Source organism: Entomohabitans teleogrylli (assembly GCF_001484765.1).
GTDB classification, from domain to species: domain Bacteria; phylum Pseudomonadota; class Gammaproteobacteria; order Enterobacterales; family Enterobacteriaceae; genus Entomohabitans; species Entomohabitans teleogrylli.
Window position 1 is genome coordinate 43302 of sequence record NZ_LLXO01000029.1, and the last position, 22213, is coordinate 65514.

Sequence of the window (22213 nt, forward strand, 5' to 3'; positions counted from 1 at the left end):
AATGAGCGGCCAGTTTGCACTGAAAACCATGCGCGCCGCGCCAGGAGAAGAAGAATGACCCGTCGGGCAGGTATGCCATCCGCCAAAAAGAAGACCCAGTTGATCAATGTTGAAGAGCATGTCGAAGGGTTCCGCCAGGTCCGCGAGGCGCATCGTCGCGAGTTGATCGACGACTATGTGGAACTGATTGCCGATCTGCTTCAGGAACTGGGGGAGGCGCGGCAGGTGGATATGGCGGCACGCCTGGGAGTGTCTCAGCCGACAGTGGCGAAAATGCTTAAACGCCTGGCCTCAATGGGTTTGATTGCCCAGATCCCGTGGCGCGGCGTGACGCTCACCGCCGAAGGCGAAGAGCTGGCGCGTCAAAGCCGGGAGCGCCACCAGATTGTCGAACAGTTTTTACTGGCTCTTGGGGTCAGTACCGACATTGCCCGCCGCGATGCGGAAGGGATCGAACATCATGTCAGTGAAGAGACGCTGGAGGTTTTCCGGCGCTTTACTGAGCAGCAGGAGCAGAACCGCTAAATGCTCAAACAGCTGGCCCATGCCTTTCTGCACGATCGTTTTCTTCATTTACTGTTAATTATCGCCATCATCCTGAGTTTTCTGGTTCCCCTGCGTCCGGCTGAATGGCCGGGGGCGGTGGACTGGCACACCATTGTGACGCTCAGCGGTTTGCTGATGTTAACCAAAGGCGTGGAACTGAGCGGCTATTTTGAGGTGCTGGGCCGCCGTATGGTGAAGCGCTTTGCCAGCGAACGCGCGCTGGCGCTGTTTCTGATCTGCGCCGCGGCGCTGCTGGCGACCTTTCTGACCAATGATGTGGCGCTGTTTATCGTGGTGCCGTTGACGATAACGCTGCGCAAATTGTGCGCGATACCGGTCAGCCGGATCATTATTTTCGAGGCGCTGGCGGTGAATGCCGGTTCGCTGCTGACGCCGATAGGTAATCCGCAGAACATTTTGCTGTGGGGGAAGTCAGGCCTCTCGTTTGGCGCCTTTATTGTTCAGATGGCGCCGCTGGCGGCGTTGCTGGTGGCGAGCCTGATTGTTATCGGCTGGTTTGCTTTTCCGGCTAAGCGCCTGACTTACCAGAGCGGGGATCGGCTACGGGAGTGGCAGCCGCGTCTGCTGATTGCCAGCCTGGTCATGTACGGGATTTTTCTGGCGGCTCTGGAAACCGGCTATGCGCTGGCCGGGCTGGCGATCATTGCCTGTGGGTTTATGCTACTGGCGCGGCGGGTGATTGTGACCATTGACTGGTGCCTGTTGCTGGTATTCATCGTGATGTTTATTGATGTCTATCTGCTGACGCAACTGCCGGTATTGCAGAGTGCCCTGCACGGCATCGGTTCGCTTTCCGGAATCGGCGTGTATGGGCTGGGGATAGGACTCTCGCAGTTTATCAGTAATGTTCCGGCGACGATTTTGCTGGTGAATTATCTGCCGCCGGACAAGTTGCTGGCATGGGCAGTGAATATTGGCGGCTTCGGCTTATTGCCCGGATCGCTGGCAAACCTGATTGCGCTACGCCTGGCTGGCGATCGGCGCATCTGGTGGCGTTTCCATTTATGGTCGATACCGATGCTGCTGTGGGCGGCGCTGGCAGGGTATGTGCTGTTGTGAGGTAAATCCCGATGTTGTTTCTGCCCGCCAGGCCACTGGCGGGTCTGTCGCTGCACGGCAATGCTCCAGCGTTGAATCCCCTGTAGCCTCGCTTTGTTTTCTCTTTACACGTTTGCCTTCCTCGCTCTCATCGCGTTAGCAAAGTCCTCCCTGTTGGCTGTTGTGATTTCCTGGCTATTTACCACTCAAATCAGAAAACTGCGCTATCACGGACTGATTTTTCTGAAGCATAAAGCAGGATTTTTCCCTGGGAGAGTTAATTATTCGATAACCAGAGAGTGTGACTTATTGAATTTATGTGACATGAGTCACATTTTATAGAGATTTTAATACCTCTATTTCTCTCTTTCTCTGACCTGTATCTGCTTTCTTTCCAGGAATATTTTCTCTTCCCCAGGATTTTTTTCTCCAGGAATATTCATTATTCACATTAAGTTTATTATTCTTGATATAATTCGATGATTTCTTTACATACAGCAGTCTCCAGGAATTTTCATAGTCAAAGTTGTGTGTTTTCAGACCGGCAATGGTTTGTCCGGGCAGGGAAAATAACCGATGCTCGATTTTTATCCTGTTTTATATAATGTCAGATTTTGTAAGCGCGTTATTGGTTATGGCATCCGTTCTCCTCTCAATGGCCATTTACGGATAATCACGGGAGTGCAATATTCAAAAATTATGAAGCGCATTTGAAATAGGACATTCCGATCAATATGATCTAATCAATAGCTATTGACTATTGATTTTTGTATTGTTGATCGGTTTAAACGATTATATCTTCAACGATAACCCTGATTAAAATTCCCGGCATCAAAACGGAATTTATTTTACCGAATGAAAGTAGCTGTTAGTTATTTTTAGACTTTCGCGGATCAGGAGCGTTATTGTATGAATTACTATTTTATCTCTGACGATACCTTTTTTCTTTATGGAATACAGGACGTCATAAAATCGCGCGATATCACCTGCTCCTTTATTCATCCCGGCGACGATAACACTATTTTCTACCCGCAGCCAGGCGATCTGGTTGTGCTGGCGGTCAACGATAACTCGTTGCGCACTCATCTGTTGAAAACCCCGGGTATTATGGCTGCCCGACTGGTGATTATGGCGGATATTCCAGGGATAAGGACTGAACGTCAGGTTTTTCCCTGCCTGATGTCAAAAGGGGTTACAGTCAAAGGATTCTTGAGGTTGCTTGAGCGGGCGGCGAATATCCCGGTTAGTCAGGGTACGGTTTCCCGCCAGGTGATGACCATTTTTAATCAGCTCAGCCATGGTGATACGGTACATGGTTTGTCCGCTTATTCCCGACTGTCGCTGAAATATATTTACCGGGTTAAACGTAATGTTTTTCAGGAATACGGGCTAACCGGCTGTAACTCCGTGGGGATTCTATTGTGTCGCGATATGTTGAGAATGAAAATGCCGGTATAATTATTCATGTCGCAGGTATTGTTATTACAGAAATAGTAGAGCTCGTTTTGCGATATATTAACAAATTTTCCCTGTGAGATATTTTATTGCAGGTTTGCACGTGCAAGGAATTACCGAAATAGCCATTCTCTCGAGCGGACTTCTTTTTTATTGATGTGACAATCAGGTTACTTATCACAAGAAGAGGAATTTAACACCACAGGAAAGTATTTTGTTTGTTTCTCGATGGAATTAGCCATCAGTCACTGGTTATCACGCCGGGAATCAAGCATAAGACCCTCTACGCCTGGCGTGGAAATGTAGTAACCGTGAAAACAGGATGCTGTTTATCGCCTGGATTTACACAACTCAATCAACACCACAGTGGATATGACTTCCACTGCTCTATTTATCAAAGGGAGTAGTAAATGAAAATCAAAAATCTGGCAATCATGACCTTAGCAGCGCTGTCCTTAAGCTCCGTTGCGGCTCACGCAGCGACCGTTTCCGTGCAGGGCGGGGATGTGCATTTCGTCGGTACCGTTGTTAACGCAGCCTGTGCGGTAAATACCAATTCTGTCAACCAGACAGTGCAGATGGGTCAGGTTCGTACTGTGAACCTTGCTGCGGCTGGCGATGTCAGCACGGCTGTGGGCTTCAACATCCAACTGGACGATTGCGACACCAGCGTGGCGTCTAAAGCCGCCGTAGCGTTCTCAGGTACTGCGGTTAACAGTACCAACAGCAACGTACTGGCGCTGCAGAGCTCTGCAGCCGGCGGCGCAACCAATGTTGGCGTACAGATCCTCGACAACACCGGCACTCCGTTGGGCCTGGATGGCGCGTCCTACAGCGCACAGACCACGCTGATTAATGGTACCAACATTCTGCCGTTCCAGGCGCGTTACTACGCGATCGCCGCGGCGACAGCGGGTACCGCGAATGCCGACGCCACCTTCAAAATTCAGTACCAGTAATCGACTGCGAAAGCAGGGATGCGATATTGGGCCGGGATGGCCCATTTCGACAACGGGACCGGGGGACCATTATGCAAGGAATGAAATCTGCTCTGTTGACCATACTGCTACCGTCAATTGCTATGGCTGAAGCCAGCCTGAGCGTGACGGCACCCGGAGGTAACATGCGTTTCCAGGGGGTCATTATCGCCGAAGCGTGCCGCGTTGAGGCTGGCGATCGGCAGATGAGGGTGGATATGGGGCAAATCAGTAGTAATCGATTTCATTTTGCAGGGGAGGATGCGAATCCTGTTCCTTTCGATGTTCATCTCCAGGATTGTAGTACAGCGGTCAGCCAGCGTGTTGGCGTAACATTTTATGGCATTGCCGATGACAAAAATCCCGAGGTGCTTTCGGTGGGGGAAGGGCCGGGAATTGCGAGCGGCGTCAGCGTTGCGCTGTTCGATGCGCAGGATCGCCTGATCCCCGTCAATACCCCGCCCCGCAACGGGTCACGTTTGTATCAGGGGCCGACCACTCTCCACTTTGTGGCGAAATATCGCGCAACCGAAAAGCAGGTTACCGGAGGCGCGGCGAATGCCCATGCCTGGTTTGCTTTAACCTATCAATAAATTAGTCAGCAGGCATAACGGAAATCAGCAACCATTGTGTAATAAAGGAGCACACATGAGAAAAATACAGGATATTACCCGCTGCTTACTGGCTGGACTCTTGATGATATCTGCCGCCGGCGCGCAAGCCAGCGTGGCGCTGGGCACCACGCGGGTTATTTACCCGGCCGGGCAAAAACAAGTCCAGTTGCAGGTAACCAATAATGATCAAAAAAGCGCTTATCTTATTCAGTCATGGATAGAAAATAATGATGGCGCCAAAGATAGTCGCTTTGTTATTACCCCGCCGCTATTTGCTATGCAGGGGAAAAAAGAAAATTCATTACGCATTATTGACGCAACTAATAACCAGTTACCGCAGGATCGGGAAAGTCTGTTCTGGGTAAACGTGAAAGCGATTCCTTCCATGGATAAATCGCAGGCCAGTGCCGATAACAATACATTACAGTTGGCCATTATCAGTCGCATTAAACTCTATTATCGCCCGAACAATTTGCCATTAGCACCGGAACAGGCGGCAGAAAAGCTGACGTTCAGCCGCAGCGGCAACTTGCTAACGCTCAATAACCCGACGCCTTACTATTTGACTGTGACGGATTTGAGCGCCGGTAACCGGGTGCTGGATAATGCGCTGGTGCCGCCAATGGGAAAAACTTCGCTCAGGATACCGTCCGATGCTGGTAACAATATCACTTATCGGACCATCAATGACTTTGGTGCGCTGACGCCGCCAATGAAGGGCCTGCTGAAATAACTAACGGAATATTCACCAGTAATACTCCTCCCTGATCATAAAAAGAACTGACGGCCGGGTGAATTCAGACCGGAGGGACTATGTCACATCTAAAATATGAAATGGACCATTCAGGTTCCCGGCGCAATACGCCATTTTCTTTTACCCTAACGCCGGTGACGCTGGCGCTTTGGCTGGCAATATATCCGGCATCCACCCAGGCAGAACTCTATTTTAACCCACGCTTTCTGGCTGACGATCCGGCGGCAGTGGCTGACTTATCCAGCTTTGAAAAGGGGCAGGAAGTTCCGCCTGGCACCTATCGTGTCGATATTTATCTTAACGATGGTTATATGACTACCCGGGATGTCAGCTTTAATGCTGGTAGTGACGGTTATGGGCTAATGCCGTGCCTGACGCGCGGACAACTGGCCAGTATGGGGGTGAATATCGCGGCGGTGGCGGGAATGGAGGCGTTGGCTTCTGATGCCTGCGTCCCCATGAACGAAATGATTAAAGATGCCACCAGCAGTTTTGATGTCGGCCAGCAGCGACTGTATCTGACAGTCCCGCAGGCGCTGATGGGACATCGCGCCCGCGGCTATATCCCGCCAGAACTCTGGGATCATGGCATTAATGCTGGGCTGCTGAATTACAGTTTCACCGGCAATAGTCTGGATAGTGACACGTCAGGCAGCAGCAGTTACGCCTATCTGAATTTGCAGAGCGGGCTGAATCTGGGGGCCTGGCGTCTGCGCGACAATACCACCTGGAGCTACAATAGCGATGGCAGTTCCTCTGCTAACGCCAATAAATGGCAGCATGTTAATACGTGGCTTGAGCGGGATATTACCGCGCTGAGATCGCGCTTAACCCTGGGGGATGGCTATACCAACGGTGAAATTTTTGATGGTGTGAACTTCCGCGGGGCGCAGCTAGCCACTGACGACAACATGCTGCCGGATAGCCAGAAAGGCTTTGCGCCAGCGATCCATGGTATTGCCCGCAGCACGGCGCAGGTATCTGTTAAACAAAATGGTTATGAGATCTACCAGAGTACGGTACCGCCGGGGCCGTTCACCATTAACGATCTCTATGCCGCCGGTAACGGCGGCGATCTGCAGGTGAGTATCAAGGAGGCTGACGGCAGCACTCAGGTGTTCAGCGTGCCTTACTCTTCGGTGCCGTTCCTGCAGCGTGAGGGCCATACGCGCTATTCCCTGACGGCAGGTGAATATCGCAGCGGTAATAACCAGCAAAACGATCCTAAGTTTTTCCAGGGCACAGCATTACATGGCCTGCCGGCCGGCTGGACCGTATATGGCGGGACCCAACTGGCGGATCGCTATCGCGCTTTCAGTCTGGGGTTGGGCAAGAATATGGGGTATTTGGGCGCTTTCTCGCTGGATGTGACCCAGGCTAATGCCACGCTGGCGGATGACAGCGATCATCAGGGGCAGTCGCTACGCTTGCTGTATAACAAATCGCTGCTTGACACCGGGACCAACATTCAACTGGTGGGTTACCGCTATTCAACCCGCGGCTTCTTTAGTTTTTCTGATACCACCTATAACCGGATGAGCGGTTATAGCATCGATACCCACGAGGGGGAGCTCAATGTCACGCCGACCTATACGGATTACTACAATCTGGCCCATAGCAAACGCGGCAAAGCGCAGGTTAGCGTCACTCAGCAACTGGGGCAAAGAGCGACATTCTATATCAGCGGCAGTCGCCAGTCGTACTGGGGAACAAGCGCTGTCGATGAGCAACTCCAGGCGGGGTTAAACACGGCGATTAGTGATATCAACTGGACGCTGAGCTATAGCCTGAGCAAAAACGCCTGGCAGGATAAACGCGATCAGATGCTGGCAATCAACGTCAACATTCCGTTCAGCCACTGGCTGCGTTCAGACAGCAAATCCGTATGGCGTACCGCCAACGCCAGCTACAACATGTCCCACGACCTTGATGGTCGAATGACTAATATGGCCGGCGTATACGGAACATTGCTCGACGGTAATAACCTGAGTTACAGCGTGCAAAGCGGTTATGCGGGCGGCGGTAATGGCACCAGCAGCGCCAGCGGCTATACGGCGCTCAGCTATCGCGGCGGGTATGGCAACGCCAACATTGGCTATAGCCGCACCGATGGCAGTAAACAACTGTACTATGGCCTGAGCGGCGGCATTCTGGCCCACGCCAACGGCGTCACGTTAAGCCAACCGCTGAACGATACCGTGGTACTGGTAAAAGCGCCCGGCGCAGACAATGTGAAAGTGGAAAACCATACTGGCGTCACAACCGACTGGCGTGGTTATGCGGTACTGCCATACGCCACGGAGTACCGGGAAAACCGTATTGCGTTAGATACCAACACCCTGGCGGATAATGTGGATCTCGAAGAAACCGTGGTGCGCGTAGTACCGACCCATGGCGCCATCGTACGGGCTGAGTTTAAGGCCAACGTTGGGGTGAAAGTATTAATGACCCTGACCCATAACGGTAAATCGGTACCGTTCGGCGCGCTGGCCAGTTCTGATAATCAGCAAAGCGGCAGCATTGTAGCTGATAACGGTCAGGTTTACCTGAGCGGTATGCCGCTGGCGGGTAAGGTACAGGTGAAATGGGGGGAGGGTGACGATGCCAACTGTGTGGCAAGTTACAGCCTGCCGGAGGAGAGCCTGAATCAGGCAATGACGCAGCTGTCAGCAGAGTGTCGCTAAGGAAAGAATGCTAATGAAAAAAATACATTATTTGCCGGGCCTGGCGCTGGCGCTGGGTTCCGCCAGCTCCATGGCGGCTGACAGCAGCATTACCATCACCGGAAATGTGCGTGATAACGCCTGTACCGTGGCCACGTCATCAAAAAATTTTACTGTCGATTTACTCAATCACGGAGCTAAACAGTTTATGGCGGTTGGCTCGACCTCAACGCTGGTACCGTTCAGCATTATCCTGTCGCCGTGCGGTAGCGCGGTAACCGCGGTAAAAGTCGGTTTTACCGGTACTGCCGATACTATCAATACCAGTTTGTTAAAGCTCGATACCGCGACTTCGGCCGCCGCGGGTATGGGTGTGCAGATCCTCGATAGTAACCAGACTGCGTTGCCGCTTAACGCAGCGTCTTCAGCGATCGCCTGGACCCGTCTGACCGGTAGCCAGAGCAATACCCTGAATTTTTATGCGCGTCTGATGGCTACCCGGGTTCCGGTTACCGTTGGGCAGGTGAACGCCACAGCAACATTCACTCTTGAATTCCAGTAACGGAGGTGGATATGAAACGGATTTACCCACGGGGAGTGGTGGCGGCATTGCTGGTAATGGTTTCCCCGCTCTTGCAGGCCGCTGACGTGACGATTACGGTCTATGGCAAAGTGGTGGCTAAGCCTTGCACTATTTCGATCCCGAATGCCACGGTCGATCTTGGCGACCTGTACACGTTTGATCTGGTTTCCGCAGGATCTGCCTCAGCCTGGAAAAACGTCACGCTCGACCTGAGTAATTGCCCGGTCGGGACATCAAAAGTTACTGCGACATTCAGCGGTACGGCAGACAGTACCGGTTACTACAGTAATCAGGGAACTGCGGGCAATATTCAACTGGAGCTACAGGATAATATCGGCACTACGCTAAATAATGGCGCAGTGAAAACAGTACAGGTAAATAATACCACTCAGGCCGCAAGTTTTCCGCTGCAAGTGAGAGCACTGACGGTCAATGGTGGAGCGACCCAGGGAACTATTCAGGCGGTGATTAATATCACCTATACCTGGTCCTGAATCAGGAGGGAAATATGAAATCCAGTAATTTTACAACTATCAGAAATATATTATTTATTTTTTTATCATTGATTATTTATTCAAACAGTAGTCATGCTTTTCGATGTAAAGACTATACCGGAAATGAAGTTACCAGTACCAATGTGACAGAAACAGCTAACGTATATGTTAATTTGCAACCCTCTCTTTTACCGGGGCAAAACCTGGTTGTGGATCTGTCCACATCAATTGAGTGTAAAAATACTGTGCCAAACGGTAGGGATGATTACGTTAGCTTGGTTTCAGGCTCTTCATACGCCGGTGTGCTGGCTAATTTTACCGGTTCAGTAAAATATTATGGTGTTACCTATAATTTCCCGCTAACGACCTCGACGAGTGCACAATTATTCTCATCCGGAGATTATTCTGCATGGGACACCAAACTCTATCTGACACCGGTATCTGCGGCCTCTGGTGTGGTGGTAAAAACGGGTGATTTGATCGCTACACTTGTCATGTTCCAGTTAGGGCAGGATAAAGGCCAGCCAGGGGTAAATGTCAATACCGCCACGTTTACATGGAATATATTCGCGAGTAATGATGTTGTCATACCGACAGGCGGCTGTGATGTCTCGGCACGTGATGTCACGATCACTCTCCCTGATTACCCTGGCACGGCGGCAGTCCCGCTGACGGTTCATTGCGCCAAGGATCAGCGGTTGGGTTTTTACCTGACCGGCACAACAGTGGATTCAGCCAATTCAGTATTTGCTAACCTGGCAACCAATTCGCCGGCGCAGGGGATTGGCGTCCAGTTATCACGCAGTGGGAGCGCGGTGGCGACCAACAATAATGTATCGCTGGGTACTGTGGGCACATCGCCGGTGGATCTGGGGTTAACCGCCGGATATGGGCGCACGACCGGTCAGGTTACGGCGGGGAATGTTCAGTCAATCATTGGGGTGACGTTTGTGTATCTCTAGCGCAGGGTACTACGTGGATGGTGACATATAAAAACGGAGGGCATTTGCCCTCCGTTTCTGTTGGTTGTCTCAGCGCGTTAGTTCAGACGTACCGGCATACCGGAACGGGACTCAATCGCCTGGCCGAGAATATTCTGGTCTACACCGGCTTCGTCGGTCACCTGACGCAGCGACTGGGTCAGGCTAATCGGCACCACTTCGTTGTTTTCAATCTGCGCTTCTGAAGTGGAAAGCGGGTTGTGGACTTCAATGTAGCGGCTGCCGTCCGGCTCAGTAGAGGCTTTGACCGGCTCGTCGATAAACTGCACCCGGGTGCCGACCGGTACATTGTCAAACAGGAACTTGATATCGTCGTTACGCAGGCGCACACAGCCGTGGCTGACGCGCAGGCCGATCCCAAAGTTGGCGTTGGTACCGTGAATGGCATACAGGCGACCGATATACAGCGCGTACAGCCCCATCGGGTTATCCGGGCCAGCCGGTACCACGGCGGGCAGCGGTTCGCCGGCGGCGCGGTATTCAGCGTGCATTTTCGCGGTTGGCGTCCAGGTCGGACCGGCCTTTTTACGCTCGACTTTGGTGACCCAGTTGATCGGCGTGTCTTTGCCCAACTGGCCGATGCCGATAGGCAGCACAATCACGGTGCCGCTGTCTTTCGGGTAGTAATAGAGGCGCATTTCGGCGCTGTTAATCACGATACCTTCATGGGGCGTATCCGGCAGGATTAACTGCTGCGGGATGTTCAGCACCGTACCGCCTTTGGGCAGATAGGGATCGACCCCCGGGTTGGCTTCCATCAGGTTGGAAAGCCCTAATTGATATTGCGCGGCGAAATATTCCAGCGGTTCTTTGTTGCCTTCCGGGACAACAACGACCTGGTTTTGCCCTACCAGACGGCTGCCATCGGTGGGCAAAGGGTAGGTCACGGCAGAGGCGGTTTTGCAAAAACTCACCACAGCAAAAGCTGCCAGAAAAAGTGTACGTAATTTCATAGTCATGATTGATGTGTTGTGTATTTGTGCCACACAGGCCGTTTTAGTTGATGGAACAGGTGATAGTGCCGGGAGCGCATTATAGGTGCATTCGGCGGCGCTGGGAATTCAGATGTGGATGAAATGCACGTTTTTCATCTCCCCCCGGCAGCCGACGACAAATAACGGGCGCGAATAGCTCCGGCAAGTATGGCATAATGCGGCGTTTATCACATTATTTTCAGGAAAAGCCTGTGTTAGTTTCCAGTAACGTCACTATGCAGTTCGGCAGTAAGCCGCTGTTTGAAAACATTTCCGTCAAGTTTGGCGGCGGCAACCGCTACGGCCTGATTGGCGCCAACGGCAGCGGCAAATCGACTTTCATGAAAATTCTCGGCGGCGATTTGCAGCCGACCGCCGGTAATGTGTCGCTCGATCCCAATGAGCGTATCGGTAAGCTGCGTCAGGATCAGTTCGCCTTTGAACAGTTCAGTGTGCTCGACACGGTGATTATGGGTCACACCGAGCTGTGGGAAGTGAAGCAGGAGCGCGATCGCATCTACGGCCTGCCGGAAATGAGCGAAGAGGATGGCTATAAAGTGGCCGACCTGGAGGTCAAATATGGCGAGATGGACGGTTACTCTGCCGAATCCCGGGCCGGTGAACTGCTGCTTGGGGTCGGCATTCCGCTGGAGCAGCACTACGGCCCGATGAGCGAGGTGGCGCCCGGCTGGAAATTGCGTGTGCTACTGGCGCAGGCGCTATTTTCCAATCCGGATATCCTGTTGCTTGATGAACCGACCAACAACCTCGATATCGATACTATCCGCTGGCTGGAGCAGGTGCTGAACGAGCGTGACAGCACCATGATCATCATCTCCCATGACCGCCACTTCCTGAATATGGTGTGCACCCATATGGCGGATCTCGACTACGGCGAGCTGCGGGTGTATCCGGGCAACTATGATGAATACATGACCGCCGCCACCCAGGCCCGGGAGCGCCTGCTGTCGGACAACGCGAAGAAGAAAGCGCAGATTGCCGAGCTGCAGTCATTCGTCAGCCGCTTCAGCGCCAACGCCTCTAAATCGCGCCAGGCCACTTCCCGCGCCCGGCAGATTGACAAGATCAAGCTGGAAGAGGTGAAAGTTTCCAGCCGCCAGAACCCGTTTATCCGCTTCGAGCAGGAGAAGAAGCTGTTCCGCAACGCGCTGGAAGTGCAGGAACTCAGCAAGGGGTTTGATAACGGCCCGCTGTTTAAAGGGTTTGGTATGTTGCTGGAGGTGGGCGAGAAGCTGGCGGTGCTGGGGACCAACGGCGTGGGTAAAACGACACTGCTGAAAACCCTGGTCGGCGAACTGCCGCCCGACAGCGGTAGCGTAAAGTGGTCAGAGAATGCCCGTATCGGCTATTACGCCCAGGACCATGCGGCGGATTTTGACAATGATCTGACGGTTTTTGACTGGATGAGCCAGTGGAAGCAGGAAGGGGACGATGAGCAGGCGGTACGCAGTATTCTGGGGCGTCTGCTGTTCAGCCAGGATGATATTAAGAAACCGGCGAAGGTGCTGTCCGGGGGCGAGAAGGGGCGGATGCTATTCGGCAAGTTAATGATGCAGCGCCCGAATATTCTGGTCATGGATGAACCGACCAACCATCTGGATATGGAATCTATCGAAGCCCTGAATATCGCCCTTGAATTGTACCAGGGGACGCTGATCTTCGTTTCCCACGATCGGGAGTTTGTCAGTTCGCTGGCTACCCGACTGGTGGAAATCACCGCCCAGGGGATTGTCGACTTCGGCGGCGGCTATGAGGACTATCTGCGCAGCAAAGGCGTGGAATAACCCACTGACGGGGGGCGCAGCGTCCCCCGCAGCGTGGGCCCGAACGATTACTGGCCGCACACCTCGCAGTGCGGATTGCGCGCCAGTTTCATCTCCCGGAACTGACAGGTCATCGCGTCATACAGGACGATTTTCCCGGCGCAACTGGTGCCGTAGTGGGTCAGCAATTTAATCGCTTCCATGGCCTGCAAAGCGCCAATCACCCCAATCAGCGGCGCCATTACCCCGGCCTCAACGCAGGTCAGGGCGTTTTCGCCAAACAGCCGGCTCAGGCAGCGGTAGCAGGGTTCATCCTGCTGCCAGGTGAAGACGCTGATTTGCCCCTCCATGCGGATGGCGGCGCCGGACACCCACGGCACGCGCGCCCCGTAGCAGGCGCGATTAATCCGGTTGCGGATCTCCACGTTATCGGTACAGTCCAGCACCAGATGGTGTTCGCGCACCAGCGCGGCGAGTTGTTCGTCGTCGAGCCGCGCATCAATAGGCCGCAGCGCCACATGCGGGTTGATATCCGCCAGTGCGCTGCGCGCTGATGCCACTTTCGGCTGGCCGATGGTGGCGTCCCGGTGCAGGGTCTGGCGCTGAAGATTCGACAGCGATACGGTATCGAAATCCAGCAGGGTGAGCGAACCGACGCCGGCGGAGGCCAGATACTGAGAGGCGGCGCAGCCCAGCCCGCCAAGCCCGACGATCAGCACCCGTGACGCTTTCAGCGTCTCCTGGCCGTCGAAGTCAAAACCGCGCAGAATGATCTGCCGGTTGTAGCGCATCATCTCTTCATCGCTCAGCGCTTCCGCCATCTTAACCTCCAAACAGATGATTAAACGGCTCGACATCCACCCATTCGCCGGCTTCCACTTTGCCGCGTTCGCGCTCCAGTACTACAAAGCAGTTGCCCTGGCTGAAGGAACTGAAAATATGCGAACCCTGGTGCCCGGTGCTGATCACTTCCGGCACGCCGTCGTGACCGGTGCGCAGAATGCCGCGCTGAAAATCGAGGCGCCCCGGGGTTTTTTTAAACGTCACCGCGGCCCGGGCTTTCTGGCGGAGCGGCAGCGCCGGCGCGCGCTGGCCGCTGAGTTTCGCCAGCAGCGGCTGCACCAGTTGATAAAAGGTCAGAGCGGCGGAAACCGGGTTGCCGGGCAGGCCGCAGAACCAGCTATTTTTCAGCCGACCAAAGGCGAAGGGTTTCCCCGGTTTGATAGCCAGCTTCCAGAAGGCGATTTCACCCACTTCGTCGAGGATCTGTTTGGTATAGTCAGCTTCTCCGACGGAAACGCCGCCAGAACTGATAACCACGTCCGCCTGGCTGTCCGCCTGGGCAAAAGCGGCGCGCAGGGCGTCGGGATTGTCGCGAATAATGCCGAGATTTATCACCTCGCAGCCCAGTTGTTCCAGCATCAGATGGACCGTTAGCCGGTTGGTGTCGTAAATCTGCCCCTCCGCCAGCGGCTGGCCGGGTAACTGTAGCTCATCGCCGGTGGAAAACAGCGCCACGCGCACTTTGCGGGTTACCGGCACGTCAGCGATACCCAGCGACGCCAGCAGCGGCAGTTCGCCGACGGTCAGCCTCTGACCCGCTTCCAGCACCGTAGCGCCGCAGCGGATATCTTCACCCCGGCGGCGGATATTCTGCCCCGGCTTTATCCCGGCGCTAAAGCGAATACCTTCCGCCACGGTTTCGGTCTGCTCCTGCATCACCACGGCCTCGCAGCCTGCCGGCACCGGGGCGCCGGTCATAATGCGGATACAGGTGCCGGTCGGCCAGTCGCCGTGAAACGGTTGACCGGCGAAAGCTTTCCCCGCCAGCGGCAGCGGTTTACCGGCCGCCACGTCGGCCATGCGCACCGCGTAACCGTCCATTGCCGAGTTATCGAATCCGGGCACGTCGAGCGGGGAGGTAATATTCAGGGCAGTGATACGTCCAAAGCCGGCAAGCAGCGGAACGGTCTGTGATTCAGTCAGTGGAGAAATACGGGATAACATCTGCTCCAGCGCGCTTTCCAGCGGGATCAGACCGGCAGTAAATTCCATGAGTAGCTCCTGCGCGGGGAAAAAAGAAAGAAGGTTATTATGGCAGATTACACCGTGACACTGAACGTCTTAGCGCTACCTCGGGCGGGGTAATGGTTAACATCCTGGCTTTACATCACTTTTTCATCTTTCTATATTCAGAAATCGAATAAGTGCCGGATGATGTTAGTGATATTTATACTGGTCCTGATTCTGGTACGGCGGCCAAGCGGCCGGAACGGATAACGATAAGCTAAAATACGTTATTTAATAATACGTTAATAGTGAAGGTGCATATGGCGAGGGCAGTGATTGCCATCCACGGCGGCGCAGGAGCTATCTCCCGCGGCCAGATGAGTGCGGACAAAGAGCAAGCGTATATCCGGGCATTGTCCGATATTGTTGGCGCCGGGCAGGAGATTCTTGCCGCTGGCGGCAGCGCCATTGAGGCGGTGACGGAAGCGGTGCGCCTGCTGGAAGAGTGCCCGCTGTTCAATGCCGGTATAGGTTCGGTGTTCACCCGCGATGGCACCCATGAGATGGATGCTTGTGTGATGGACGGCGCCACCCTTAATGCCGGGGCGGTGGCCGGCGTTCGCCACCTGCGCAACCCGGTGCTGGCGGCCCGGCTGGTGCTGGAGCGCAGCCCGCATGTCCTGATGATCGGCGACGGGGCGGAAGCGTTTGCCATGCAACACGGCATGACGCCGGTGTCGCCGGAAATTTTCTCTACTGAAGAGCGCCGCCAGCAGTTGCTGCAGGCTATTGGCGCGCAGCAGGTGGCGCTTGACCATAGCGCGCCCCTTGATGAAGCCGACAAGCTGGGAACCGTCGGCGCCGTGGCGCTTGATCTGGCGGGTAACCTCGCCGCCGCCACCTCAACGGGCGGAATGACCAACAAACTGCCGGGCCGGGTGGGTGATTCGCCGCTGCCCGGCGCGGGCTGCTACGCGAATAATGCTAATGTGGCGGTCTCCTGTACCGGTACCGGCGAAGTCTATATCCGCGCCCAGGCGGCCTATGATATTGCCGCGCTGATGGAGTACCGCTGCCTGAGCCTGCACCAGGCGACGGAGCGGGTGATTATGGAAAAAATCCCCACCCTTGGGGGCGACGGCGGGGCTATCGCCGTCGATCGGGAAGGCAATGTGGCATTGCCGTTTACCACTGAAGGGATGTACCGGGCCTGGGCCTGGGTGGGTGACGCGCCAAGCGTTGGGATCTATCGCGAATAAAGGAGGGCGCGTGCCCCACAGCCATGAACTGCCGGACGAACAAATCCTGTCCGTTAGCGACCTGAACGTCAGCTTTCCCCAACAGCAGCAGGTGACGACCGCGGTGCGCCAGCTCTCTTTTACCCTGCGGCGCGGCGAGACGCTGGCGATTGTCGGCGAGTCCGGTTCGGGCAAATCGGTGACGGCGCTGGCGCTGATGCGTCTGCTGTCCGCGAGTGACAGCCAGGTAGACAGCGGCCAGCTGTTGCTGAGGCGGCGCAATAAAGAGGTGGTCGATCTGCGGGAGCTCAGCGGCGCGGAGATGTGCCAGGTGCGCGGCGCCGATATGGCGATGATTTTTCAGGAGCCGATGACCTCCCTTAATCCGGTGTTTGCGGTAGGAGAACAAATCGCCGAGTCGATTCGCCTGCACCAGGGACTGGGGCGCGAAGAAGCCATGCGCGAAGCGCAGCGTATGCTGGAACTGGTGCGGATCCCCGAAGCGCATATGATGCTCAAGCGTTATCCACACCAGCTTTCCGGGGGAATGCGCCAGCGGGTGATGATCGCCATGGCGCTCTCCTGTCGTCCGGCGGTGCTGATTGCCGACGAACCGACCACGGCGCTGGATGTTACTATTCAGGCGCAGATTCTGCAGTTGATCCGCGTGCTGCAGCAGGAAATGTCCATGGGAGTGATTTTTATCACTCATGACATGGGCGTGGTGGCCAATATGGCCGATCGGGTGTTGGTGATGTACCACGGCGAGGCGGTGGAGACCGGCAGCGCGGAGCAGATTTTCAACCACCCGCAACATCCTTATACCCAAAAGTTGTTGGCTGCGGTGCCGCGCCTGGGGGCGATGCGCGGTAGCGATTTGCCGCGCCGCTTTCCGCTGCCCGGCGAGCAGGGGACGTCCGACGCGCCGCTGGCGGCCCCTGACAAGCGAACACCGATCCTCGAAGTTCGCGATCTGGTGACCCGCTTCCCGCTGCGCAGCGGTATCCTTAACCGGGTCACCCGGGAAGTGCATGCGGTGGAGCATGTCAGCTTCGATCTCTATCCCGGAGAGACGCTGGCGCTGGTGGGGGAATCCGGCTGCGGTAAGTCCACTACCGGCCGGGCATTGCTGCGCCTGGTGGAGACCCAGGGCGGTTCGATTACCTTCAACGGCCAGCGTATTGATACTCTGTCCGGCGCCCGGTTACAGCACCTGCGGCGCAATATTCAGTTTATCTTCCAGGATCCTTACGCTTCGCTGGACCCGCGCCTGACGGTGGGGTATTCGATTATGGAGCCGCTGTTGATCCACGGCGTCGCCCGGGGGGAAGCCGCGCGCCAGAGAGTGGCCTGGCTGCTGGAGCGGGTTGGCCTGTCGCCGGAGCACGCACAGCGCTACCCCCACGAATTTTCCGGCGGCCAGCGCCAGCGTATCTGCATCGCCCGGGCGCTGGCCCTCAATCCGCAGGTGGTGATCGCCGATGAATCCGTTTCGGCGCTGGATGTGTCGATCCGCGCGCAAATTATTAATCTGCTGCTCGATTTGCAGCAGGAGTTTGGTATTGCTTTCTTATTTATTTCCCACGATATGGCCGTGGTTGAGCGGATCAGCCACCGGGTGGCGGTGATGTATCTTGGCCAGATTGTCGAGATGGGGCCGCGCCGGGCGGTATTTGAAAATCCTCAGCACCCCTATACCCGCAAGCTGATGGCGGCGGTGCCGGTGGCCGATCCGGGCCACCGTCGCCACCAGGGGATTTTATTGTCAGATGAGTTGCCGAGCGCCGTTCGCAAGGTGGGGGATAATCCGGCTGTTGCGCCGCTGGTCGCCGTTGGGCCGGGGCATTACGTGGCCCGCCATCCGGTTGGGATGGCGGGTAAGCATGTTTAGCGCCGGCCGTCAGGCCAGCATACAGGCAGGGACTTACAGGAGAATAATGATGAAACACAACGCAATACGTTACGGGATGATCGCGGCGGGACTGGCATGCGCCATGATGGCCGCTCCGGCTCTGGCTGCCAAAGATGTGGTGGTGGCGGTAGGTTCGAACTTTACGACACTCGACCCCTATGACGCCAACGATACCCTTTCTCAGGCAGTGGCGAAGTCTTTCTACCAGGGGTTGTTTGGCCTTGATAAGGACATGAAGATCAAAAATGTCCTCGCCGAGAGCTATACCGTTTCTGATGACGGGCTGACTTATACCATCAAACTGCATTCCGGGGTGAAGTTCCAGGACGGTAGCGACTTTAACGCTGCGGCGGTGAAGGTGAATCTCGATCGGGCCAGTAATCCGGATAACCACCTCAAGCGTTACAACCTGTACCGCAATATCGCCAGCACCGAAGTGGTCGATCCTGGGACGGTGAAAATTGTGCTGACGTCGCCATTCTCGGCCTTTATCAATATCCTGGCCCACCCGGCCACGGCGATGATCTCCCCGGCGGCGCTGGAAAAATACGGCAAGGAGATCGGTTTCCATCCGGTAGGCACCGGGCCGTATGAGCTGGTGACCTGGAATCAGACCGATTTTGTGAAGGTGAAGAAGTTTGACGGCTACTGGCAGCCGGGCCTGCCGAAGCTGGATTCCATCACCTGGCGTCCGGTGGTGGACAATAATACCCGGGCGGCGATGCTGCAAACCGGGGAGGCGAACATGGCGTTCCCGATCCCCTTCGAACAGGCGGCGGTACTGGAAAAGAACCCGAAACTGGAACTGGTGGCCTCGCCGTCGATAATGCAGCGCTATATCAGTATGAACGTGACGCAAAAACCGTTCGATAACCCGAAAGTGCGCGAGGCGCTGAACTACGCCATCAACCGCCAGGCGCTGGTGAAGGTGGCGTTTGCCGGTTTCGCGACCCCGGCTACCGGCGTGTTGCCGCCGGCCATCGCTTACTCGCAAAGTTATCAGCCCTGGCCTTACGACCCGGCGAAAGCCCGGGAACTGCTGAAAGAAGCCGGATATCCCGACGGCTTTACCACTACGTTGTGGTCTTCCCATAACCACAGTACCGCTCAGAAAGTGTTGCAGTTTACCCAACAGCAACTGGCGCAGATTGGCGTAAAAGTTCAGGTTACCGCCATGGATGCCGGCCAGCGTGCGGCGCAGGTGGAAGGCAAAGGGCAGAAAGAGAGCGGCGTGCGCATGTTCTATACCGGCTGGACAGCGTCCACCGGGGAAGCGGACTGGGCGCTGTCGCCGCTGTTCGCCACGCGCAACTGGCCGCCGACACTGTTCAACACCGCGTTTTACAGTAATCCGCAGGTGGACAGCGATCTGGCTGATGCGCTGAAAACCACCAGCGGCGAAGAGAAAGCGCGACTGTATAAAGATGCTCAGGATATCATCTGGAAAGAGTCGCCGTGGATCCCGCTGGTGGTGGAAAAACTGGTGTCCGCCCACAGTAAAAATCTCAGCGGTTTTTATGTGATGCCGGATACCGGGTTCAGTTTTGAGGACGCTGATCTCAACTGACGGTGTGAAATGAAGCGGGGCCGGGGCGTTCCCCCGGCCATCCGGCGTCGGCAACAGGGAGTCGCCGGTACGCGAGAGAAAAGGTCGTACATGCTTAATTATTTTTTAAAGCGCCTGCTGGGGTTGATCCCGACGCTGCTGATTGTGGCGGTGCTGGTGTTTTTATTCGTTCACTTACTGCCCGGCGACCCGGCGCGCCTGATTGCCGGTCCGGAAGCTGACGCCATGGTGGTGGAACTGGTGCGCCGGCAACTGGGGCTCGATCAGCCGCTGTGGGTACAATTCTGGCATTTTATCAGTAATGCCGTGCAGGGGGATTTTGGCATCTCTATGGCCTCCCGGCGGCCGGTATCGGAAGAGATCGCCATCCGTTTTATGCCGACCCTGTGGCTGACGCTGTCCAGCATGGTCTGGGCGACGCTGTTCGGCCTTGGCGCCGGGATCGCCGCCGCCGTATGGCGCAACCGCTGGCCGGATCGGCTGGGCATGACCCTGGCGGTTTCCGGTATCTCGTTCCCGGCTTTTGCGCTGGGTATGGTACTGATGCAAATTTTCTCGGTCGAATTAGGCTGGCTTCCCACCGTCGGGGCGGATAGCTGGCGGCACTATATTCTGCCGTCAATCACCCTTGGCGCGGCAGTGGCGGCGGTCATGGCGCGTTTTACCCGGGCGGCGTTTGTCGATGTGTTGCAGGAAGACTATATGCGTACTGCCCGGGCCAAAGGGGTACCGGAGCGGCGGGTGATTATCAAACACGGGCTGCGCAACGCTCTGATTCCGGTGGTAACCATGATGGGGCTGCAGTTTGGGTTTCTGCTCGGCGGGTCTATTGTAGTGGAGAAAGTGTTTAACTGGCCGGGACTCGGACGTCTGTTGGTGGATTCAGTGGAAATGCGTGACTACCCGGTGATTCAGGCGGAAGTTTTGCTGTTTTCCCTCGAGTTTATTCTTATCAACTTAGTGGTGGACATGTTGTATGCCGCCATTAACCCGGCGATCAGGTATAAATAATATGGCTCTGTTTAACTGGCGCCGTAAGGCAATACTGAACAGCATGCCGGTCGTGACGCCGGATAATATCCGCACCCCGTGGCGCGAGTTCTGGCGCCGGCTGCGCGCTCAGCCGCTGGCGATGGCGGCGGGAGCTATTGTGGCGGCGCTGTTTCTGCTGGCGGTGATCGCGCCGTGGATCGCCCCGTTTGATGCGGAAAATTACTTCGATTACGACCGTCTCAACGACGGCCCCTCTTTGCAGCATTGGTTTGGGGTGGATTCTCTGGGGCGGGATATCTTTAGCCGGGTACTGGTCGGCAGCCAAATATCGCTGGCCGCCGGGTTGATATCGGTGGCCATCGGCGCCGGTATCGGCACAGTGCTCGGGTTGCTGGCGGGGTACTACGAAGGCTGGTGGGACCGGCTGATTATGCGCGTGTGCGACGTGCTGTTCGCTTTTCCCGGTATTTTACTGGCTATTGCCGTGGTGGCGGTGATGGGCAGCGGAATGGCCAACGTTATTATCGCGGTGGCGATTTTCAGCATTCCGGCGTTCGCCCGTCTGGTGCGCGGCAATACGCTGGTACTGAAGCACCAGACTTTTATCGAGTCGGCGCGCAGTATCGGCGCTTCTGATTTCACGATTCTGCTGCGTCATATTTTGCCGGGCACTGTATCGTCTATCGTGGTGTTTTTTACCATGCGTATTGGTACTTCGATCATCTCTGCCGCCAGTTTGTCGTTCCTCGGGCTTGGCGCTCAGCCGCCGACGCCGGAGTGGGGTGCGATGCTCAACGAAGCGCGGGCGGATATGGTGATTGCTCCTCATGTGGCTATTTTCCCGAGTATGGCGATCTTTATCACGGTACTGGCGTTTAACCTGCTGGGGGATGGGCTGCGCGACGCGCTGGATCCGAAGATTAAGGGCTAATAAGATGTGAAAGCGCGCGCAATGTTGATAGCTGGCTGGGTGTTTTGTTGTCCATAGCGGGTTATTCCAGCGAAAAAACCCGTTCACCTGGCCGACGGCGAGTGAACGGGGTTTGTGTGAGTCCGGCGGGGGCTGGCTGTGTTCCTGATTGCGATTATCCTTCGCTGACTTTGCCAGGCTGCGTTCCCTGGCGATTAAACGAACTCAGCAACTGGCTAAAGTCGGCGATATTGAACAGAACCGCCTCTTTCAGTAGCAACAAAATATCCGTGGGCTGGGTGAAAAATTTATTGAGTTCGGAAAAGCTGAGCTTTGCTCTCTGGCCATCTTCGCGGTCATAGACAATCAGCCCATCGCTGAGAATACGCCGGGTCCATTTTTCCAGGGTATGGCTGTCCAGGGCGGCAGAAAAGCCGGAGAGGATCGCCAGCATATCAATATCGTTATTCTTCAGTTTATCAAGATCGTTTTCATTACCGCTTTTTAATAGCGGTACCAGAAATTCTTTCTGTAAATCGGCGATAAACGCTAAGCGCCGCCACGGATCCAGTTGTATTAACATAAAGGTATGGCCGCCAATAGCGATCTCTTTAAATTCGTTTTGCATGGTTGTTTCCTTAATTAAACCCACCGCGTTGGGTGATGATGACAGGAGGGA

At 55.3% G+C, this 22213-nt stretch carries 20 protein-coding genes; 16 read left to right on the forward strand and 4 right to left on the reverse strand.

Annotated elements, in window-relative coordinates:
- Positions 1-54 precede the first annotated feature (54 nt).
- The 10 genes from mntR (at position 55) to AQ981_RS22005 (ending at position 10107) form a co-directional block, all read left to right on the forward strand.
- Positions 55-525 carry a manganese-binding transcriptional regulator MntR gene (mntR, locus tag AQ981_RS21960; protein ID WP_058913903.1) on the forward strand — a complete coding sequence of 157 codons (471 nt, stop codon included), beginning with the start codon at positions 55-57 and terminating at the stop codon, positions 523-525.
- Positions 526-1626 (forward strand): SLC13 family permease, encoded by a 1101-nt coding sequence (locus AQ981_RS21965; protein ID WP_058913904.1) that lies wholly within the window; start codon positions 526-528, stop codon positions 1624-1626.
- A gap of 888 nt (positions 1627-2514) precedes the next feature.
- Positions 2515-3063 carry a hypothetical protein gene (locus AQ981_RS21970; RefSeq protein ID WP_058913905.1) on the forward strand — a complete coding sequence of 183 codons (549 nt, stop codon included), beginning with the start codon at positions 2515-2517 and terminating at the stop codon, positions 3061-3063.
- 407 nt (positions 3064-3470) lie between these two features.
- A complete protein-coding gene (gene fimA, locus AQ981_RS21975; RefSeq protein WP_058913906.1) occupies positions 3471-4019 on the forward strand; it encodes a type 1 fimbrial major subunit FimA in 549 nt (182 codons plus the stop codon).
- A 71-nt stretch (positions 4020-4090) separates the two neighbouring features.
- Positions 4091-4630, forward strand: coding sequence for a type 1 fimbrial minor subunit FimI (gene fimI / locus AQ981_RS21980; RefSeq protein WP_058913907.1), 540 nt, complete (start codon positions 4091-4093; stop codon positions 4628-4630).
- A 55-nt stretch (positions 4631-4685) separates the two neighbouring features.
- Positions 4686-5384, forward strand: a complete 699-nt coding sequence (locus AQ981_RS21985; RefSeq protein WP_058913908.1) for a fimbria/pilus periplasmic chaperone — start codon at positions 4686-4688, stop codon at positions 5382-5384.
- 80 nt (positions 5385-5464) lie between these two features.
- Positions 5465-8089, forward strand: a complete 2625-nt coding sequence (locus AQ981_RS21990) for a fimbrial biogenesis usher protein (protein WP_058913909.1) — start codon at positions 5465-5467, stop codon at positions 8087-8089.
- Positions 8090-8102: 13 nt separating this feature from the next.
- Positions 8103-8630, forward strand: a complete 528-nt coding sequence (gene fimF, locus AQ981_RS21995) for a type 1 fimbrial adaptor subunit FimF (protein WP_058913910.1) — start codon at positions 8103-8105, stop codon at positions 8628-8630.
- An 11-nt stretch (positions 8631-8641) separates the two neighbouring features.
- On the forward strand, positions 8642-9145 hold the full coding sequence (fimG, locus tag AQ981_RS22000; RefSeq protein ID WP_058913911.1) for a type 1 fimbrial minor subunit FimG: 504 nt from the start codon (positions 8642-8644) through the stop codon (positions 9143-9145).
- Between the two features lie 14 nt (positions 9146-9159).
- The gene (locus AQ981_RS22005) at positions 9160-10107 is read left to right on the forward strand and encodes a fimbrial protein (RefSeq protein ID WP_058913912.1); all 948 of its coding nucleotides are present in this window, start codon (positions 9160-9162) and stop codon (positions 10105-10107) included.
- A 77-nt stretch (positions 10108-10184) separates the two neighbouring features.
- Here AQ981_RS22005 and ldtB read toward each other — a convergent pair whose 3' ends face one another.
- Positions 10185-11105, reverse strand: coding sequence for a L,D-transpeptidase (gene ldtB, locus AQ981_RS22010; protein ID WP_058913913.1), 921 nt, complete (start codon positions 11103-11105; stop codon positions 10185-10187).
- A gap of 227 nt (positions 11106-11332) precedes the next feature.
- Between ldtB and AQ981_RS22015 the strand changes: the two genes are divergently transcribed.
- The gene (locus tag AQ981_RS22015; RefSeq protein WP_058913914.1) at positions 11333-12925 is read left to right on the forward strand and encodes an ABC-F family ATPase; all 1593 of its coding nucleotides are present in this window, start codon (positions 11333-11335) and stop codon (positions 12923-12925) included.
- Positions 12926-12972: 47 nt separating this feature from the next.
- Here AQ981_RS22015 and moeB read toward each other — a convergent pair whose 3' ends face one another.
- Together moeB and moeA are read right to left on the reverse strand one after the other, a co-directional pair.
- Positions 12973-13725, reverse strand: a complete 753-nt coding sequence (gene moeB, locus AQ981_RS22020; protein ID WP_058913915.1) for a molybdopterin-synthase adenylyltransferase MoeB — start codon at positions 13723-13725, stop codon at positions 12973-12975.
- Position 13726: 1 nt separating this feature from the next.
- Positions 13727-14959, reverse strand: a complete 1233-nt coding sequence (gene moeA / locus AQ981_RS22025; RefSeq protein ID WP_058913916.1) for a molybdopterin molybdotransferase MoeA — start codon at positions 14957-14959, stop codon at positions 13727-13729.
- Between the two features lie 275 nt (positions 14960-15234).
- Between moeA and AQ981_RS22030 the strand changes: the two genes are divergently transcribed.
- From AQ981_RS22030 to gsiD, 5 genes are all read left to right on the forward strand, one after another.
- Complete coding sequence (locus tag AQ981_RS22030; protein WP_058913917.1) at positions 15235-16173, forward strand: isoaspartyl peptidase/L-asparaginase; 939 nt, start codon at positions 15235-15237, stop codon at positions 16171-16173.
- A gap of 10 nt (positions 16174-16183) precedes the next feature.
- Positions 16184-18043, forward strand: coding sequence for a glutathione ABC transporter ATP-binding protein GsiA (gene gsiA / locus AQ981_RS22035; protein WP_058913918.1), 1860 nt, complete (start codon positions 16184-16186; stop codon positions 18041-18043).
- A 49-nt stretch (positions 18044-18092) separates the two neighbouring features.
- Positions 18093-19631 carry a glutathione ABC transporter substrate-binding protein GsiB gene (gene gsiB, locus AQ981_RS22040; RefSeq protein WP_058913919.1) on the forward strand — a complete coding sequence of 513 codons (1539 nt, stop codon included), beginning with the start codon at positions 18093-18095 and terminating at the stop codon, positions 19629-19631.
- 90 nt (positions 19632-19721) lie between these two features.
- Positions 19722-20642, forward strand: coding sequence for a glutathione ABC transporter permease GsiC (gene gsiC, locus AQ981_RS22045; RefSeq protein ID WP_058913920.1), 921 nt, complete (start codon positions 19722-19724; stop codon positions 20640-20642).
- 1 nt (position 20643) lies between these two features.
- Positions 20644-21555 (forward strand): glutathione ABC transporter permease GsiD, encoded by a 912-nt coding sequence (gene gsiD, locus AQ981_RS22050; protein ID WP_058913921.1) that lies wholly within the window; start codon positions 20644-20646, stop codon positions 21553-21555.
- Positions 21556-21709: 154 nt separating this feature from the next.
- Here gsiD and AQ981_RS22055 read toward each other — a convergent pair whose 3' ends face one another.
- Positions 21710-22162, reverse strand: coding sequence for a phage tail assembly chaperone (locus AQ981_RS22055; protein WP_058913922.1), 453 nt, complete (start codon positions 22160-22162; stop codon positions 21710-21712).
- Between the last annotated feature and the right edge of the window lie 51 nt (positions 22163-22213).